Genomic DNA, 17,894 nt, shown 5'->3' on the forward strand with positions numbered 1-17,894 from the left:
CCGCTGCTTCATAAATTGTAACAGTTTGTAAGAGATGCCGCAATACAAGGTGTATCAGCCACATTTTTCAAATATAGTCGCTTATACGCACAAGAGCCCTATTCGCTGCAAGCGAATAGGGGCTCGGTTTAAAATTCTTAGGTTCTGACTAACTCTCGAGGCCCTTTATACTTAGAGCATAACTGGCATCATTGTATCTTAGCCCTGTTCAATCAGTCCATATTTACCATCATCACGTTTGTAAACTACGCTTACTTCCGAGGTGTCGATATTGGAAAATACAAAGAAATTATGTCCTACCATGTTCATTTGAAGAATCGCTTCTTCTACATCCATCGGTTTCATCGTAAAGCGTTTGTTCCGCACAACTTCTAAATCATCATAATCTTGTTCTTCTACAGCAACAGCGGTACTAGCTCCATCCACAAACAGCGTCTTGAGTCCCTCTTGACGGAACTTACGGTTGATCTTCGTTTTGTGTTTGCGAATTTGACGTTCCAGCTTGTCCACAACGGCATCTATGGAAGCATACATGTCATCGCTGCGGTCTTCGGCACGAAGCGTCACGCCAGCAAGCGGAATGGTTACTTCCACCGTATGAAGGCCGCGAACTACGCCAAGCGTCACAGACCCTTCAGAGGTAGGGGGTGCTTCGAAATACTTCTCAAGTTTGCTGAGCTTCTTATCAACATATTCTCTCAAAGCGTCGGTCACGTCAATTTGTTGACCTCGAATGGTGAATTGCATGGCCACTCCTCCTTTAGTTACACCTTCATTATACCAAATTGTTAAGGCTAAGTAAAAAGTAATTCCTTACAGCCCTTACAATTAGATAACAAATATTGACGTAGTGTTCACAAATAAAACAAGTCCGGTAAGAGCAACTATTCGCCTCACCGGACCAAGAGTAAACCTGTCGTTATTATAGTACGAATTCCATTCTTATATTCCCAAACTGAGACAGTATAAGATTAAGTTACTTAGTATGAATTTGGATGATTTCTACAGGTGACAATTGTGTACCTGATCCTGTAATAACGTATACCTTATAGGCGGTATTAGCCTTCAATCCAGTCAAAGTATGCGTATGTTTTACACCAGGAGCGAACGTAAGCGTGCCCGTCCATGGAGTAGTCAATGCTGTACCCGCACTATTCTGACCTAAAGAAATTTGTGCTGCGCTAGGTGCTTTTTCATTAACAGGCAATACTACATATCTTACTGGGGTTGGAGTGTCACCTGTCACACCATATTTAACATATACATCTGCTGTAACAGTACCTGCTTGTCCTGGTTCAAAAAGCGTAATCGAGTTTGCAGTTGCCTGAGCAGTAGTTAATCGAACGGTTGTTACAGTAGACAGATTGCCAGAAGCATCCGCTACTACGATATATGTTGCATATTCTGTCCCAGGATTCAATCCGTAAACAGAGAGTGTAACCGTTGTGTTGGCTACAGTTGCAACACTACCACGAATTTCGCCTGCAGTTCCGTTACTGATTTGTCCTTTTTCCACCTGCAATGCACTCGGTGCACTTACGTTAGCAGTATAAGGAGCTACAACGTAGTACACTGAGCCCGTTACGGAAGATGTCAGGTATACATCGGCTGTTACCGAACCAACATTACCATAGGTTGCCCCACTTACGGTTGGTGTTGTGACATTTCCGCCACCACCGTTACCTCCGCCAGAACCTCCACCAGTACTACCACCTGGAGTAGCTGTTGGCGTTGGGGTAGCTGTCGGTGTCGGAGTAGCCGTTGGCGTTGGGGTAGGAATTACTCCACCACCTGTGCCGCTACCCGGATAATAGATGACTGAGGTATTGATGATACCTACAGCCTCTGCACGTGTTAACGATCTCTTAGGACCGAAGGTTCCATCCGGATAACCGTTAATAATCTTCTTATCTGCTGCAGCGGCTACTGCACCTTTTGCCCATGCTGCAATTTGTGCATTGTCTTTAAATTTGCTAGTAGTGGTATTAGTGCTCAATTTAAGTAATTTCGCAGCCATTACAGCCGCCTCTTGTCTTGTGAGCGGACTATTAGGACGGAACGTATTGTCCTCGTATCCTCCGATATAACCAGCTTCCACGGCTTTAGCCACTTCACTGTAGTTCCAGTTTGTGCTTTTCATATCTTTAAAGCTTACAGTTGCTTTTTCTTTAAAACCGAACAGGCGATTTACCAGAGTCACATACTCTCCACGTGTAATTGCCTTGTTTGGTTTAACTGTACCGTCTGGGTATCCTCCAAGGTATCCACTATCTAACCATTCCTGTAGCTGAGCTTGGGCCCAGTGACCTTGAATATCCTTAGGTACGGAGGCAGCGGATACGCTGCCAAGAGATCCTAATAACATACTAACTCCTAAAACTCCGGTCATAAGACCGCGCAACTTCTTTTTCATCCTGCTAATCATCCTCCTAAAAGTTTTGATAGCATAGGCTATATGAATCTCTCATGGAAGTATTGGCCTAAGCTAACATAGTGTGCGTCGAGGTAAGATAAACAGCTCAACGTATACCTATTACCCACATTTCTAAGAGTTCTAACATTTTCCATAATATAAATTTACAAAGTCTGTTATTTTCTTTCTTTTAACTGCCTTGAAAGAGGCTTATGAACGCACAAAATATCCCCACAAAGTGGAGCTTTACTTCGATCCATACTCAGGTACTTTGCGGGGGCCCCAAACACACAAAAACCAGCTAATACTTGTCAAGGATTTTGTATTGGTGATTTGCACGCTTCTTGGTATACTATTTTTAAGTATGACAAAAAACCTTCATTGGCGTGAAGGTTTTGGAAAATTATGGTGTTACGGTTGAAAGGGCTGCTTTTTACTGAGGATGGCGTATATGTGATGGAGTAGCTTGTTGGCGCAGGCGATCACGACCACCTTGTAGGGCTTGCCCTCTTTTCTTTTTTTATCGTAGTACTCCCGTATCTTTGGATTTGTACTTCCTCGAATACCGCACTGTACGGCTAAATATAACGCCCGACGTAGTCTCTTGGAGCCGCGTTTTGTAATTCTGGAACTGGTCGCTGTGAATTTACCGGAACTGAATATTCCGGGGTCCAATCCTGCAAAAGCCACCAGTGGTTTAGCACCTTCAAACTGCCGGACATCTCCGATTTCTGCGACAATTGCTGCTGCCAGCTTATCTCCGATTCCCGGTATACTCTTTACCAGTTCAACCTCCGGAAGAGCTGTTACCAGTTCATCCATTTGCTTCTCCAGTTCGCTCAATTGTTTTGTAAGACCAAGTCCACCATACTGCGCAAAACGGAGGTTTGAGCACGACTCTTTGGCTGCTCCTTCCAGTAGGACAACACTTCCCTAAGATATTCCGTTTTAGCTTCTGCCCACTTCTTAGAATGGGATGTCCCTACGTTTTTTTGAATAACTCCCTGAAGATCCTCGACCTGACCTTCCAAACAGCTGGCTAGCACGCGTAAAGATGTCACTGAGAATAGATTGTGAAATACCTTCTCATATCCTGGGAAAACTTGATCCAACAACGCTCTCATATTTAACTTCGCTTGCACAAACATCCCAGTTACAAACTCATGCTGCCTCGTCACATGCTGAAGCTCCGTATATCCCTCCTCCCAAGTCCGGTGCGGATGAACATCTCCCCGGTAATACATCTCAGCTAAATGCCAGGCATCTGCCGCATCCGTCTTTACCTTACGTAGCTGGGTGTTTTTCGCTCGTTTAGCCTGTAAAGGGTTGACGATGAAATAGTTCCAACCGCTGCGTTCCAGATAGGCAACAAGTCCACGATGATAGTGCCCCGTCGCTTCCATAACAACGACTGGCGAATGCGCTGTTTGTGTCTGCAGTTCTGTCAATATCTCCCCCAATAGCTCATACCCGTTTGTCTCATGTAAGATACTTGTTGCCCTTCTCCAAGGCTCGTTCCGCTTTAAAAAGGCTTGCACCACACTACATCCTTTTGCTACATCCACGCCTACAACGGGTTCCATAACAACCTCCTGATTCGTTATTTACCGGCAATCCTACGATAGCTCCAAACCCATAGCTTCGCTTGTGATACGGGGTCTATTGCCCCTACCAGCTCAAACATGGTCATTGGAGGTAGTAGGAGAACAGTTTTTGTGACGGGGTGATTCCCCCAAAAAGAAGCTCGTTCTCCCGGCTACCGCCATCTTAAGGCACCTATAAAAATAGGCCAACCAGAAGTTTCTGGCTGACCTAATAATACGAAAAAAGGACCTCGGGAGAATTCCCAAGATCCTTGCTAGCGCTGTCTAAATTGCTAACCATCTACTTATATGTAGGTCGGCTTAGCCGTATGATTATAATTTGATTACGTTAGCTGCTTGTGGTCCGCGTGCGCCTTCAACGATATCGAACTCTACGGATTGGCCTTCATCCAAAGTCTTGAAACCATCAGTTTGAATCGCGGAAAAGTGTACAAATACGTCGCCACCGTCTGCAGTCTCGATAAAACCATAACCTTTTTCTGCGTTAAACCATTTTACTTTACCTTCCATTGATTAAACATTCCCTTCGTCATCAGATGAACGTGAGTCTTGCTCACAAATCGACTATACCACCGTGACTTCTTCATTGTCAATTGGAAAAGTAAATGTTTACATGCAATAATTTACCACGTAAAATAGGACATTTAATTTTCCATAATTAAGAAATAGATTGGTGTGACGATCAAAAAAAGAGTAGACGGTATTTAATACCCGTCTACTCCTATAGTGAAACACTGAAATATATTATTTTCTGCGATCCATTAGAAAACTATCCGGAGTGTAAGCAGCCTCGTAGGCGCTGCGCTGTACCTTGGCCTGATTACGCTTCTGCAGCCAGTCTTGCGCTTCCGAACGAAGAGCGTTCATTCTGTCTAAAATCACATTATCGTATTCCAAAATTCGATTAATTTCTTGTTTTTGTGCGGGCGTCGACTTACAAATTTCGGCTTGTTCTGCAATAGAATCGACAAGCTCCTGACGATCCTCGACAAAAAGCTCCAACTCCTCATAGGTAGTCTCACCGAGTCTATCTGTAATGCCTAAGGTTAGTTCCTTCAGCCTCTGAATTAACTCATCCATGAGCACTTTCAGCCTGTCCTTGGCCTGCCACGATTTTGGATGCTTGTAGCCAAGTTTCCCGAAGTTCTGTAAGATAGCCGATAGCCTCTTCCGCTTTTTCTGGGCTCTTGCGGATGTTGGCTTCCACTAACAAGAAATTTGTATATTCATAAAGTGAATAAAGATTATTAGATATCTCATAGGAGTAGTCCAATGTACTCATTAATTCACTAATAATAGTTTGGGCTTTGCCAAAATTAAGACTGGTCTTCTCATAGTCTTGTTTGCTAAGACCATCCATCGCAGTTCTAACGAAACGAATGGCTCCATCGTAAAGCATGACTACCAACTGTGCAGGCGTTGAGGTTTTGACAGAAGATTGGCGATACTTGTCATAAGGAGATGTTATCAATAATGTCACCCTCTATTTTATAATTATCTTAGCTGGATGTGGAGAAAAGACTGTTAGACTGTGACTGCAACTTGTTCATTGCCGTTTCCATGGCTGAGAACTGCTTGTAGTAACGTGTTTCGGCATTGTTTAACATAGTCAGCATTGAAGTTATCTGTGTGTTGTAGAGCTTCATCTTCTTGCCCATTACACTTTCTTCTTTGAAGGTACTGGTAAGGTCCATAGAGAATCTATTTGTGCCAGCTCGCTCCGAAATCTTATCAATAGCAGCCGATACTTTATCAGCCATTTTATCCAATATTCCTTCTTTAGGGGCACTGGTTGGCCCCTGCAATAAATCCATAGCTAGCTGCGGATTAGCACTGATTGCATTCTTCAACTTAGCCTCATCTGCTATTACAAGCTTGCCTTTCTCCATATAATTTCCAGTTGTAATTCCAAGTGTACTGAGTGGCCCCAGCTTCTCAGTGATAATACCGCGCATTTCGGACAATACAGACTTAATTATATCATCATTCTTAAGTAGACCACTCTTAGCTTTTTCTGTCCAAGTCTTAATATCATCATCTTTCAATGCAGTCTTTTGTTCATCTGTCAAAGGTCTAAAATCGCGATATTTAGCTTCATCGATTTTCGCATTCAAAGATACGATCAAGCTGTTGTAATCCTCAATAAACCCTTTGATGGACTCCACAGCTTTATCAGGATCTGTCTGTGTCTTGATAAAAACCGGAATATCAGCAGAAGCTGCATCTTTTTTTGTCAACTCTTGCAACGTCAACTGTACACCATTAATGGTAAAAGTATTACTGTTAACGTTATCAATTGCTACATCGTTGATGGATACTTTAGCATTTACCCCATCTATGGTCTTTTTAATGGAATTATCATCTGCAGGATTTGACTGCCTCCCATTAAAAAGCTTCATAAATCCATAAGAATCTCCACCGAGATTAACGTCCCCCCCAGAATCGCCAACAAGCTTCAAGGTTCCATCTGTAGTAAAGCTTGCGCTTACTTGGGCACCCGCACCATTAATTGTATTCATAATGGTAGTAATAGAATCGGAGCCTTTAACTACTAACTCCTTGCCATTGATAGTAAACTTTATGTCTTTCACATCAGCATCAACTAGGGAGGTACCGTCTCTTTTATTTATTAGCTCAGTTACTGTAGTTGCAGTAGTAACGCCCGTAAGTTTATTGGTTTCCACCACATTAAGATTGCTCTTCGAGAACAGACCCAGCAATGTATTACTGCTTGCAGGCGTCCCCATTGTTACAATACCATCTTTACCGCTGGTCTTGGAGGCAATTGTCAGCTTGCCTGTAACTTCATCATAGCTCGCAATAGCATTGGCTTTGGAGGAGGCGTTAATCGTTGCCACCAGTGTTGAGATTGAGGTCAGACCGTTAAAGATGGACTTTCCATCCTTATCTTTGAACGTTTCACCGTTAATGCTGATATCAAAACCTTTTTTCAAATATTCGGTTTGTTCAGCTGAAGACATACTTGAGAGATTAACACCATCCAAGGACGCTAACGAGGTAGTAACCGGTTTCCCTTGTCCCAATCCGGGAGTTTCGTACGTCGTTCTTGTTGCCAGTTGGGTAACACTGACCTTCATATCCACTCCGGTTGCTGTAGCCAAAGCTTCAGCTTTAACAGCTGTTGTATTTCCGGTAACCACTGCCTTTTGAGCGTTGAGCGCAGCATTCCCTCCGTACTTAGTAATTAATTTATTTGTCCGGAAATCGTACAGCTTGCTGTTCAACTCCCGGTATCCTTCCCTTTGCCATTGCAGGAGCTGCTTGTCTTGATTAAGTTTGTCCAGCGGCACCCTCTTGGCGGCCATCATGCTCTTAACCATGCTATCGATATCCATCCCTGAAAATCCATTTACACGTGTAACCAAAACAACACCTCCTATACTAAATTTTCTCGTCTACAAGTATTCCGGCAATTTCCATCATCTTAGCTACAAGATCCAGAGTCTTCTCTGGGGGGACTTCGCGAATTAGCTCACCAGTGTCCTTATTAAGCACTTTGACCATAATATCATGTGTTTTCTCATGGATGCTAATCTCAAGAGTGGTCTGAGGTCCTTGGAGGGATTTCACAGCTCTTTCAATGGTTCGGATCAACTGCTCCTCCGCAACAGATACATTCACGCCCTGGTTTTCCTTCAGACTCATATCCCTTGTATTACGAATACCTGCCACTTTACTTGAATTTACTGCTTGTTCAGAACTGACCGTTATTGCTTCCGGTTTACTCTGGACACTTGTTGTCGAACTCGCTGAAAGAGAGAACTGTACATTCATAACCCCGACCTCCACCAACACTCATTTTATAATCTATATATCGGTTAGTTTCAGGGATAATTTAGGATTCGGGACAAAGTCAAGAGAAAAAGCTCTAAGTTATTAATATAACTAGAGCATCAAAGAAAATGGACTAGGATGATCGATTCTACTACATCGTTGACTTTAAATGAGCATTCTATTAAATGAACTCTGTCACTCGTTTGTTATTAATCATAGAAAATGCCTTTATAATCACCATTAGCCTTGTCATAATCTGCCGCCTGTCCTATATCAAGCCAGTATTCTCTTAATGGAAAAGCAGATACCTCTTTATTCATCGTAATCAGCTTCTTAAACAAGTCCGGCATATCATAGAATTCACCCTCGGGAACATATTGCAATATCTCAGGATTCAACACATAAATACCGGCATTTACAAAGCTCTTATGATTTGGTTTTTCTACAATAGAGAGCAGGCGATGTTGCTCCGTTTCTATTACTCCATAAGGAATCTGATACTCATATTCTCTCACACACATAGTGGCCATCGAAGAAGATTCCTTATGAAAGTCCAACAACTGCTCGTAATTAATTTTGGTCAGGAGATCCGAATTCATTACAAAAAAAGGGAGATCCGGCTGATGTGACAGTAAAGAGAGAGCGCCTGCTGTACCTAACCGTTTGCCTTCTTCAATATACTGAATATGAACACCAAAATGCGTACCATCTTGAAAATAGTTTTCAATAACTTCCTTTTTATAATTAACTGAAAGCATAAAGTTCGTAAATCCGAAGCTTTTAAAACTCTCAATAATTGTCTCTAATATAGGTTTGCCTCCAACCTTCAGCATCGGTTTAGGAATATCATCAGTAAGAGGACGTAGTCGAGTTCCCATGCCTCCAGCCATTAAAATAACAATGTTGTCTTTTTGAAGGAACTTAAGAATATCTTCCGCAAACAAAATATTTTCGACTTGCTTCTTTCCATTAACGATAGGAAGCTGCTTCAGCTTCTTTTCTTTTATTAGTTCCTTATAGTAAGAAATCCGCTTCCCATGTCTCTCAAACACTGGATTATTATTCATCACCTGCTCGATAGCAGTGTCTAGCGGATACCCGCGTAAAATTCCTCGCCGAATATCTCCATCCGTCACCGTTCCGAGCAAGCGGTTTTCTTCATCAATAACCACTGCAAACTGTAATGATGATTTATCAATAATTTCCATAACCCTTAATATAGTAGTCTCTGGAGCTATCAATATTTCTCTCCATTTTCCCATCTACGTCGCCCCTTGGAAAAGATGATGTTATTATTTGAGCAATTCGCCTTCTTCAAAGTCCTTCACAGCCGCTGTCTCCAGCATACTCCAATACTCAAACGGAGAAATCCCTCCACCTGGTCGTTTAACTGCAATATTATCCGCCGTTAGTTGTTCTCCTTGCTTAATTTCCTTATGGGCAACAATACTCTTACGGGCAATACTAATATTTTTCATTTCAGACTCAGCAGGGATTTTGATGCCGTTACCTCTCGCTGCCTCTACTTGGCGGATGCTTTGAACCAATAACTGTAACTCTTCGGGAGAAAGCGATGCTTTATGATCAGGCCCTTCGGCTTGTTTATCATGTGTGAAATGCTTCTCAATAATTGATGCACCCAAAGCTACAGCAGCAATCGTGACAGCTAAACCTTCCGTATGATCAGAGTAGCCAGTTGATAGTCCAAATGCCCTCTGTATTGTCTCGATAGCCAGCAAATTAACATCCTCGACAGGCGCTGGATACTCCGTAGTACAGTGCAACAATCTAACCTTAGACTGCAATTGACGCTGTCCCTCTGGAGATAAATATGCCGACCGGAAAGCACTAGCAGAGGGTAGTTCATTTTTCGAAAGAAGACCAAAAGCAATTACACCAAGTGCCTGCTCTACTTCGCTTAATGTAGCCATACCCGTTGATAAGATGATATCAGACTGTTTGCGGGCAATATGATAGAGCAATGGGGCATTTGTAATTTCACCGGAGGGTATTTTAATAGTGATCAGCTTCAACTCATCAATCAAAAAATCCGCACTCTCTATGTCAAATGGAGTCGACAGAAATTCAATGCCACAGTCATCACAATAGAGTTTCAACTCCGCAAATTGATTAAACGAGAGTTCCAGCTTCTTCACCATCTCGAATTGCGACTCCGCTGCACCAGTTGCCTGAATTTGATATTCCGCTTTTGATGCACGTGTACTGATCATGAGTTCCGTTTTAAAGGTCTGAAATTTCACAGCATCAGCCTTGCTCTTCACTGCTATATCGACTAAATGCTTGGCCATCTGCAAATCGCCATTATGATTAACACCAGCTTCAGCAATTATATACGTCGCACTCATCACTCTACCTCCGGAAGTGTAAAAAAAGTTTTTTGTAATATATTTTGTAGATCAATAGTTTTAAGAAGGTGTGTAATTTCGGCAGATGTCGTTGCCCCATCATACTGAAGTACGGTTTGGCTTAAGATATCTTGAAATGACGTAGATATCGCTTGATGAATTGAGTTGATGATATCCCCTTTCTCAGGGATACAATCTATGATCGAATCGGCTCTGAGTCGCCCCTTCTGTCTGTCCCCGATATTAACCGTAGGCTTTGAAAACACAGGTGCTTCAATAATTCCGCTTGAAGAGTTGCCAACCACTGCTGAGCAATATTTCATAGTGCTTAGGTATTTTAACTGCCCCAGTGAGAAAACAGCTCTAACGCGTTCCGGATACATTGCCGCATATTCATCTATTCTTTGATTTATAATTCTTCCTTCAGTATCAGCGTTAGCTTTGGTGAAAACTATCTTGTACTCCGGAAAATGATCCAATGCAGACAGCAGCTCTTCAACTTGTTTCTCTGCTGTTCGCACTTCAAGAGTAACCGGATGAAAGGTGATCAGAAATAGCTTGTCTAAAGGGAATCCATAGAATTCTGCAAGCTCAGCTTCTGTCAATAATGGCATTTTTCGGATCCCTTCAACCCCAAGACTTCCTACTTGAAACACCCGTTCAGGCTGTTCCCCAAGCTGAATGACTCGTCGAGCATACTCTTCCGTGGAAGTAAAATGAATATGACTCATCTTCGTGATAGCATGACGAATAGAATCATCAACGGCTCCCTCCGTTAACTCGCCACCAGAAATATGCGCAACAGGAATTCGCATAACGAGGGCTGTCTGAGCAGCGCTCAATATTTCGAAGCGATCGCCAAGCAGAACCAAAATATCCGGCTGTAGTCGCTGAAATGCATCTGCAAGACCCAATACCGCAACTCCCATAGATTTGGCAACCGAGGAAGGCGTGTCCGCTGATAAGAGCATCTCAATTTTCTCATTTATTACGAAGCCATCTGTCTCGATTTGCTGGTAGGTTAATCCGAACTCCGGGGATAGATGCATTCCTGTTGCAATGATCTGCAGTTCAAAAGTAGGGTCTGACTGAATTTCTTGCATCAGGTAGTACAACAAACCATATTCTGCTCGGGTTCCGGTTACTACACATACTTTTCGCTTAGACATTTGAATCCCCTTTCAGTGGAGTAGAAGGGATATTAATGATTTGCCGTTTCAATTGATGTGTAACTGACAAGTCAGCTTTGGGGCAATCTGCATACGGTGCTAATTCATCTAACGGTGTCCAAATTGGACGTGCCATCACACCTGTAGCATGTAGTTGCTTTAAAACTTCATCACGATCATGAAGTTGCTCATCCAACAGCAAAGTCTGCAACCAATAGTTACTTGAGTTATACGGAGCCTCTATGAATAAATCCACACCTTCAACTTTGTGGAATAAACTGCGGTACTTCTCTGTCAAGGCACGTTTAGAAGATAAAAATTCAGGAAGCTTCTCTAACTGAGCACAACCAAGCGCAGCATTGATGTTAGGCATCCGATAGTTAAAACCTGCTTCATCATGCTGGTATTCCCAACGGTGTGGAATCTTTGCTGTGGTAGTAATATGTTTAGCGTAATCCGCAAGCTGTACATCATCCGTTACGATCGCTCCGCCACCGCCAGTAGTAATGATCTTGTTGCCATTGAAGCTAAGTGCACCCACTAGGCCAAATCCACCAGTATGCTTACCTTTGTAGTGAGAGCCTAGTGACTCGGCAGCGTCTTCAACCATAACTAGACCGTACTCCTGACAAACATCAAGCAATGCATCCAGTTCTACTGGATGACCGAACGTGTGCATCGGCACAACAGCACGAATGATCCTTCCTGTCTGTTTGTTCACCAGACATCCGTCTCGCTGTTCGCCAATCCTTCTGATGTGCTCAGCAAGTTTCACCGGATCTATACCCAGTGTATTTGTAGACACGTCCACAAAGTGTGGAACAGCTTGCAAATAAGTGATTGCATTGGCTGTGGCAACAAAGGTCAGAGCAGGCATAAATACTTCATCATTAGCTCGCACCCCTGCGATCTTCAGCGCAATATGCAGTGCAGCTGTACCGTTAACGACGGCTACAGCGCGGCGCACTCCTACATAATCTGCAAGTCTCTGTTCAAATTGATCGACATACTTACCGACCGATGATACCCAACCACTCTGAATACAATCTGTTACATATTCCAGTTCCAGCGCATCAAACGTTGGTTCATGTAATGGAATAACCGTTTGATCACGATAAATCCCTTTGACGTTTTGGGCAATATCTTGCCATACTGTGCTCATATGTTATACACCGATTCCTTATACTGAGATAGATTTCCCTTATCTCCAAACCAATCGGCAGTTTCTTTCAATCCTTGTCTCAATCCGTCAATACCACCATATGATGGCTCCCAGTCTAGCAGTTGTTTAGCTTTTTGATTATCTGCCCAGAGCCGTTCCACTTCACTTTTCTCCGGTCGTAGCCGTGCCTCATCCGTTTCAATCTCCACCTTTTTCCCCATCACTTCCGCTATCAGGGCAACCGTATCCCCAATAGAAATCTCATAATTACTACCTATATTAATCACTTCTCCAATTGCCTTGTCACTGTTCAAAATTGAGATAAAACCGTTAACCGTATCCTGAATGTAATTGAAGTCTCTAGTTGGGCTCACTGCCCCCAACTTAATCCTTTCTCTGCCTGCCGCTAACTGTGAAATAATGGTCGGAATGACTGCACGTGCAGACTGTCGCGGACCGTACGTATTGAACGGTCGAATAATCGCTACCGGCGTATCGAATGAGCGATAGAATGAGAGTGCCATCTGATCAGCGCCAATCTTGGAAGCCGAATATGGAGATTGCCCCTGCAGCGGATGAAGCTCATCTATCGGCACATATTGTGCCGTTCCATAAACTTCACTTGTAGACGTATGAACAACTTTTGAAACTCCTAGCTCACGGGCCGCTTGCAGCACATTCAAGGTTCCCTTGATATTTGTATCAATATAAGTATCCGGAGAATGGTAAGAGTAGGGAATCGCAATTAGCGAGGCTAGATGAAGTACCCTATCGCAATCTTTCATGGCTGTCCTTACTCCATACGGATCGCGTATATCTCCAGCAAATACTTCGAACTCCCCTTGGAACGGCGAATGATTCAACCAGCCCCAAGAGTTAAAGGAATTGTAGTAAACGAAAGCCTTCACTTCATATCCCTGTTCGACCAGTTTTTCCGTTACATGCGATCCAATAAATCCATCCGCACCTGTAACCAATACTTTTCCATGTTTCTTCATTCTTCACACCCCGGTATTTGAGACTTCTGCTCTGAACTCCATAATATAGTATCTATCTCAACTAAAATTTATCCTTCTCATTACTCAAGCGAACTTCCCGGCAAGGATTACCATAAGCAATTACATCTTTTTCTATGTCAGCGACAACTACACTGCCTATACCTATAGTTACACCAGAACCTATAGTCAGTTGCTGTCTAATGACACTATGTGCTCCAATATGGGTATTTTCTCCTATCTGAACACCTCCACTTAATACTGTTCCAGGAGCAACATGAGCAAAGGCTCCAATAATACAATCATGTTCAATGATAGCCCCTGAATTTATAATTACTCCAGTATTTATGACGCAACCTGCATTTATAATTGCACCCTTCCCAATAAAAACTCCAGTTCCAATCTGAGCATCAGAGCTCACAATGGCTGAGGAGTCGATGATAGCAGGTATCCTGAAGCCAACCGCAGTTATACGATTTAAAAGCCTAATTCTATTAGTTGGGTTTCCAATACTTCCAAGAGTTACAAAGGCGTTGCCATACCCCTTTTTGAACAGTCTTTCGAGATCATCATCACAACCAACAACAGAGATTCCCAAAAGGTTTCTCCCCACATTTTCTTGTACGTCGATTATTCCGATATCTGAGTATATTTCTAGTCTAAGTAGGCTGTCGAGAACCGATTTACAATGTCCCCCACCACCAATCAAAAGGATCCGTTCATTCATGCTTTTCCAACTTTCAGCTTTTGTATTAAGCTTATAAAGCCTCCGCCGTTGCTTCTAAAATAGAAACGATTTCAGTTAAAGCATACACACTGATATCCAGAAATCCAAGATTTATTTCTCTCGCCAGCATTACATTCGCAGGGATAATCACACGTTCAATATCATACAAATTCCAAACGGAGTTAATCATCGCTGGCTGCAAGCAGTGTCGCAAAAGCCAATTATCCAGAATTATTTTAAAATAATTTTCGGTCCTATCTATCTTTTTCAGCGCTTCTTTCAATTCCTTATCTGTAGAATGCTCACTAATTTTCAGACGTTTGACTTGCTTGCGCTGATATTCAAATTGTAGTTTAACATCCAAGAAATGCTTATATTGTTCCCTAATCACAAGCTTAATTTGCTGTTGTTCTAAGGGATATAGTGCTATCTTTTTTAGTATTTCAGGGATAGGTGTAATAATTTTTTTACAATATTGTTTACCAACTTCTTCTAAGCTCAACTGCTTCGAAAAAGCGATTTTCGCTCCGCCCTCAGTTGCATTTATCACGTTCAACTGCTTATTTGCAATCTCCATCTCAAACCAGGTACGAAAGGCATTCCAAATTTCAGTCGTTTCAACAGCCCCTCCGTAATATCCCTCTGTTTCAAGAGTTTCAATTTTAGCATACATGCTGCTAGTTAGTTCTTTATCATCATAAATTGTGCCTCCGGCATGTGTCTCCTTTGGAGAATTACCATATGCCAAATCTTGCCCTATCAATATAATTGGGGATGCCCCAATGTGCTCTGCTACCCCGAACGCCACATGAGCACAAGACAAACCGATACTAATTGAATAATCATCTTGCAGTCCCAAAATTTCCTTAAGCCAAGTAAATTCCCCCACATTTCCCCGCATAGGGATGACTACCTCTCCTGGAAATTCCTCGAATACCTCTGGATAGAGGACAAGTGGTCCTACAAGGGTTGAATCAACGGGATATGTCTTTCCTTCATAGAAATAAGTATAAGTTTCAATTCCCCGCTCAATTGAACATATAAAATCAGGAACGATTCCTTCATCACAAAGCCGCTGTGCTATTGTATCTACTGCGATAATAACAGCTTTATCTTTCAACTGCTGTAATTGGTTAATGTTTTTGTTCAAAGATGGACCAGCAGATACCACGATAGCAGGTACGTTAGGCATCGTATTTTTCAGTAAAGAAACATCTTTAGATCGCGGTAAATGTTTCAGATTTTTCATGTGGTGCCTGAAACCAATTAAGCTGTCCTCTACAGAGTTTCCATACATAAGTGTTTTATATTGAACAACCTCTTTAATGATTTTTACAATCGCTATACTGGAGGTGATGTCGGATTCTCTATAATAATAGGTAAAATAAAATTTAATTGTTTTGAGATAAAATATCGCATCTGTCAAAAGAAACTGATCTAATAAAAGCGATAACTGACTTATTTTATCAGCAAAAAGAACGACCCCAGATGAATTAATAAATGAAAGATCCTTATGTTGTAAAGCATAATTGAACAAAGTAGTGTTTGGTTCGATAATAACGAGCAAGGACTCGTCACTCTTCATTTGAATAAGATGTCTGATTTCTTCTACAGAATAAATCCCGATAACAAAAATAAGCTCCCGCTTCAGCGGATTAGGTTGATTTGTATAATCAAAGATACTCTTCAAATGGATAGTCTGCCCTTGTGAAATCAGCACTTCATTCCCAGAATCATCTACACCGATCATAGCCTGGGCTAATTCGTTTGCGTCCGGTGTTCCAATCCTGTGGTTGGGATTACTGGACAAGATGTCTATATTACGGCTTAACAGATCCATATTTCTACTCCCTTGCAAAGGTTTCATATTTTCTAGAGAGAAGTTACCGAACTAGTATAGCAAGAAAGCCCCACAAAGTGGGGCTTTCTTGCGCTATAGTAAGCAAATTCTCAATAACCATAAGCTTTACTGAAATTATCTCAGCAGTTGCAGTACGCCTTGTGGTTGTTGATTCGCTTGAGCCAACATCGCTTGTGCAGCTTGAGCAAGGATGTTGTTCTTAGTTTGGGACATCATTTCTTTGGCCATGTCAACGTCACGGATACGGGATTCAGCAGCTGTCAAGTTCTCAGAAGCTGTTCCCAAGTTATTAATAGTGTGTTCTAGACGGTTTTGCACAGCACCCAGTTTAGCACGTTCGCTCGATACCAGGGAAGTAGCTTTGTCAAGAACAGCAATTGCTTTGGAAGCATCTTCACGGGTAGCAATATTCAAGGCAGCTTCTGATTTAATATCGTTGGAACCGTTAGTAACGGCGTTATCTTTTGTGAAACCAGCCTGTCCAGCATTTCCAGTGATGCCAAGTGCTGCTGCACGAACATCATTGATATTCAGGGACATGGATTGACCTGTGTTCGCACCAATTTGGAACTTCGTGGAGAAGCCTACACCTTGTGCTCCAGCACCTACAACTTGTTGAACATTTCCAATTGCTGCAGTACTAGCAATTCCGAGTCCAGCTGCTGGACCAGCACCTAATTTGATATCTTTTCCTGTTTCCGAGAGGAACTGGATTTTGTTATCCTTCGACAAGGAGGCAGTAATTTTACTGTCCATTCCAGCTGATTGCAGAGCTGCATTGAGATCTTTAACCAGGCTATCCATAGCAGCTTTAGCTACGTTAGGATCAGAGTTCAAAGTGTCATAGGTCTTTGCAGTGGTGCCCGAGTTAAGATTAACTGTAACTTCGCTCTCAGATCCAACTGTGAATTTCAACGTTGCCCCTACTGCAAGGGTAACGTCAGCAGCAGTAAGGGAAGTAGCACCCTGGAGTCCAGCACGTTCTACGGTTGATGGATCCCCCTTAGTGGTTGCAGCTATTTGAGCTGCGCTAAGACCTAACTTTCCAGCATCAGTCCCGCCGAATTTCAATCCACTTGAAGTGCCTGTTGATTTAGCAGTAAATTCAAGGTTAGCACCGTTCACTTTAATATCTACCAGATCAGACAATTTAACGCCACCAGAAGTAGTTGCCTCCAACGCAGTCTTTAAAGCGTTCGCAGAAGCAGCACCAGAAGCTGTAGAAGCAATCGTTATCTTCGAAAGATCAAATGTTGTGTTGTCAACAGTGATGGTTGCTCCAGCAGTAAGTGTTATAGCAGCCGATGTGATTGCGTTAGCCGCTGCTACTTTCGCACTTGTAGCTTGAGTCAGCTTACCACTTTCACCGGTGGCAATACCACCGTTCAGCAGCTTCTGAGTATTGAACTCAGTTGTGTTACCGATACGGTTGATTTCAGAAGTCAATTGATTCATTTCGTCTTGCAGTGCTTGACGGTCGGAATCAGTGTTCGTTCCATTCGCCGATTGGTTCGCAATTTCGCGTTGACGTTGCAGAATAGAGTGAGTTTCGTTCAGCGCGCCTTCAGCTGTTTGAATCAAAGAGATACCGTCTTGAGCATTACGGGAAGCTTGATCCAAACCACGGATTTGGCCACGCATTTTTTCGGAGATTGCCAGACCAGCAGCGTCATCACCAGCACGGTTGATGCGAAGACCAGAAGACAGTTTCTCAATATTTTTACTAGTGTTAGCTGTGTTGATAGACAATTGGCGGTGAGTGTTCAACGCCGGAATATTGTGGTTAATAATCATTTGATATT

The 17,894-nt window shown here is 42.5% G+C and carries 15 protein-coding genes and 1 pseudogene; all 16 read right to left on the reverse strand.

Features of this window, described 5'->3' with window-relative positions; genetic code table 11:
- Positions 1–198: 198 nt before the first annotated feature.
- The 16 genes and pseudogenes from hpf to UQ64_RS24155 all read right to left on the reverse strand — a co-directional run bounded on the left by hpf (position 199) and on the right by UQ64_RS24155 (position 17,886).
- Positions 199–747, reverse strand: coding sequence for a ribosome hibernation-promoting factor, HPF/YfiA family (gene hpf / locus UQ64_RS24075; protein ID WP_042131328.1), 549 nt, complete (start codon positions 745–747; stop codon positions 199–201).
- A gap of 229 nt (positions 748–976) precedes the next feature.
- Positions 977–2,413, reverse strand: a complete 1,437-nt coding sequence (locus tag UQ64_RS32625; protein ID WP_060625927.1) for an S-layer homology domain-containing protein — start codon at positions 2,411–2,413, stop codon at positions 977–979.
- Positions 2,414–2,824: 411 nt separating this feature from the next.
- Positions 2,825–3,996: pseudogene (locus UQ64_RS32990) on the reverse strand (IS110 family RNA-guided transposase).
- A gap of 333 nt (positions 3,997–4,329) precedes the next feature.
- Positions 4,330–4,527, reverse strand: a complete 198-nt coding sequence (locus tag UQ64_RS24095) for a cold shock domain-containing protein (protein WP_019915069.1) — start codon at positions 4,525–4,527, stop codon at positions 4,330–4,332.
- A 234-nt stretch (positions 4,528–4,761) separates the two neighbouring features.
- Positions 4,762–5,097 (reverse strand): flagellar protein FliT, encoded by a 336-nt coding sequence (locus UQ64_RS24100; RefSeq protein WP_060625930.1) that lies wholly within the window; start codon positions 5,095–5,097, stop codon positions 4,762–4,764.
- Positions 5,090–5,488, reverse strand: coding sequence for a flagellar export chaperone FliS (gene fliS / locus UQ64_RS24105; RefSeq protein ID WP_060625931.1), 399 nt, complete (start codon positions 5,486–5,488; stop codon positions 5,090–5,092). The genes UQ64_RS24100 and fliS overlap by 8 nt, the downstream gene beginning before the upstream one ends.
- Positions 5,489–5,516: 28 nt before the next feature.
- Entirely contained in the window at positions 5,517–7,403 is a 1,887-nt protein-coding gene (fliD, locus tag UQ64_RS24110) for a flagellar filament capping protein FliD (protein ID WP_060625932.1), read from the reverse strand.
- 16 nt (positions 7,404–7,419) lie between these two features.
- Positions 7,420–7,812, reverse strand: coding sequence for a flagellar protein FlaG (locus UQ64_RS24115; protein WP_060625933.1), 393 nt, complete (start codon positions 7,810–7,812; stop codon positions 7,420–7,422).
- 209 nt (positions 7,813–8,021) lie between these two features.
- The gene (locus tag UQ64_RS24120; protein ID WP_060625934.1) at positions 8,022–9,074 is read right to left on the reverse strand and encodes a nucleotidyltransferase family protein; all 1,053 of its coding nucleotides are present in this window, start codon (positions 9,072–9,074) and stop codon (positions 8,022–8,024) included.
- 30 nt (positions 9,075–9,104) lie between these two features.
- Positions 9,105–10,178, reverse strand: coding sequence for an N-acetylneuraminate synthase (gene neuB / locus UQ64_RS24125; RefSeq protein WP_060625935.1), 1,074 nt, complete (start codon positions 10,176–10,178; stop codon positions 9,105–9,107).
- The gene (gene neuC / locus UQ64_RS24130; protein WP_060625936.1) at positions 10,178–11,347 is read right to left on the reverse strand and encodes a UDP-N-acetylglucosamine 2-epimerase; all 1,170 of its coding nucleotides are present in this window, start codon (positions 11,345–11,347) and stop codon (positions 10,178–10,180) included. Before neuC ends, neuB begins: the two co-directional genes overlap by 1 nt.
- Complete coding sequence (locus UQ64_RS24135; protein ID WP_060625937.1) at positions 11,340–12,509, reverse strand: LegC family aminotransferase; 1,170 nt, start codon at positions 12,507–12,509, stop codon at positions 11,340–11,342. The genes neuC and UQ64_RS24135 overlap by 8 nt, the downstream gene beginning before the upstream one ends.
- Positions 12,506–13,507, reverse strand: a complete 1,002-nt coding sequence (locus UQ64_RS24140; protein ID WP_060625938.1) for an NAD-dependent 4,6-dehydratase LegB — start codon at positions 13,505–13,507, stop codon at positions 12,506–12,508. The genes UQ64_RS24135 and UQ64_RS24140 overlap by 4 nt, the downstream gene beginning before the upstream one ends.
- Positions 13,508–13,568: 61 nt before the next feature.
- On the reverse strand, positions 13,569–14,231 hold the full coding sequence (locus UQ64_RS24145; protein WP_060625939.1) for an acetyltransferase: 663 nt from the start codon (positions 14,229–14,231) through the stop codon (positions 13,569–13,571).
- A gap of 31 nt (positions 14,232–14,262) precedes the next feature.
- On the reverse strand, positions 14,263–16,071 hold the full coding sequence (locus tag UQ64_RS24150) for a motility associated factor glycosyltransferase family protein (protein WP_060625940.1): 1,809 nt from the start codon (positions 16,069–16,071) through the stop codon (positions 14,263–14,265).
- Between the two features lie 135 nt (positions 16,072–16,206).
- Positions 16,207–17,886 (reverse strand): flagellin N-terminal helical domain-containing protein, encoded by a 1,680-nt coding sequence (locus tag UQ64_RS24155; RefSeq protein WP_060625941.1) that lies wholly within the window; start codon positions 17,884–17,886, stop codon positions 16,207–16,209.
- Positions 17,887–17,894 lie beyond the last annotated feature (8 nt).

This window comes from Paenibacillus etheri, assembly GCF_001012825.1.
Classification (GTDB): Bacteria; Bacillota; Bacilli; order Paenibacillales; family Paenibacillaceae; genus Paenibacillus_AQ; species Paenibacillus_AQ etheri.

Coding starts and splice junctions, on each gene's coding strand:
- UQ64_RS24135 (WP_060625937.1), bottom strand. CDS start 12,509: ATGAGCACAGTATGGCAAGATATTGCCCAAAACGTCAAAGGGATTTAT.
- UQ64_RS24115 (WP_060625933.1), bottom strand. CDS start 7,812: ATGAATGTACAGTTCTCTCTTTCAGCGAGTTCGACAACAAGTGTCCAG.
- UQ64_RS24100 (WP_060625930.1), bottom strand. CDS start 5,097: ATGGATGAGTTAATTCAGAGGCTGAAGGAACTAACCTTAGGCATTACA.
- UQ64_RS32625 (WP_060625927.1), bottom strand. CDS start 2,413: ATGAAAAAGAAGTTGCGCGGTCTTATGACCGGAGTTTTAGGAGTTAGT.
- hpf (WP_042131328.1), bottom strand. CDS start 747: ATGCAATTCACCATTCGAGGTCAACAAATTGACGTGACCGACGCTTTG.
- UQ64_RS24150 (WP_060625940.1), bottom strand. CDS start 16,071: ATGGATCTGTTAAGCCGTAATATAGACATCTTGTCCAGTAATCCCAAC.
- UQ64_RS24145 (WP_060625939.1), bottom strand. CDS start 14,231: ATGAATGAACGGATCCTTTTGATTGGTGGTGGGGGACATTGTAAATCG.
- UQ64_RS24095 (WP_019915069.1), bottom strand. CDS start 4,527: ATGGAAGGTAAAGTAAAATGGTTTAACGCAGAAAAAGGTTATGGTTTT.
- neuC (WP_060625936.1), bottom strand. CDS start 11,347: ATGTCTAAGCGAAAAGTATGTGTAGTAACCGGAACCCGAGCAGAATAT.
- UQ64_RS24120 (WP_060625934.1), bottom strand. CDS start 9,074: ATGGGAAAATGGAGAGAAATATTGATAGCTCCAGAGACTACTATATTA.
- UQ64_RS24140 (WP_060625938.1), bottom strand. CDS start 13,507: ATGAAGAAACATGGAAAAGTATTGGTTACAGGTGCGGATGGATTTATT.
- neuB (WP_060625935.1), bottom strand. CDS start 10,178: ATGAGTGCGACGTATATAATTGCTGAAGCTGGTGTTAATCATAATGGC.
- UQ64_RS24155 (WP_060625941.1), bottom strand. CDS start 17,886: ATGATTATTAACCACAATATTCCGGCGTTGAACACTCACCGCCAATTG.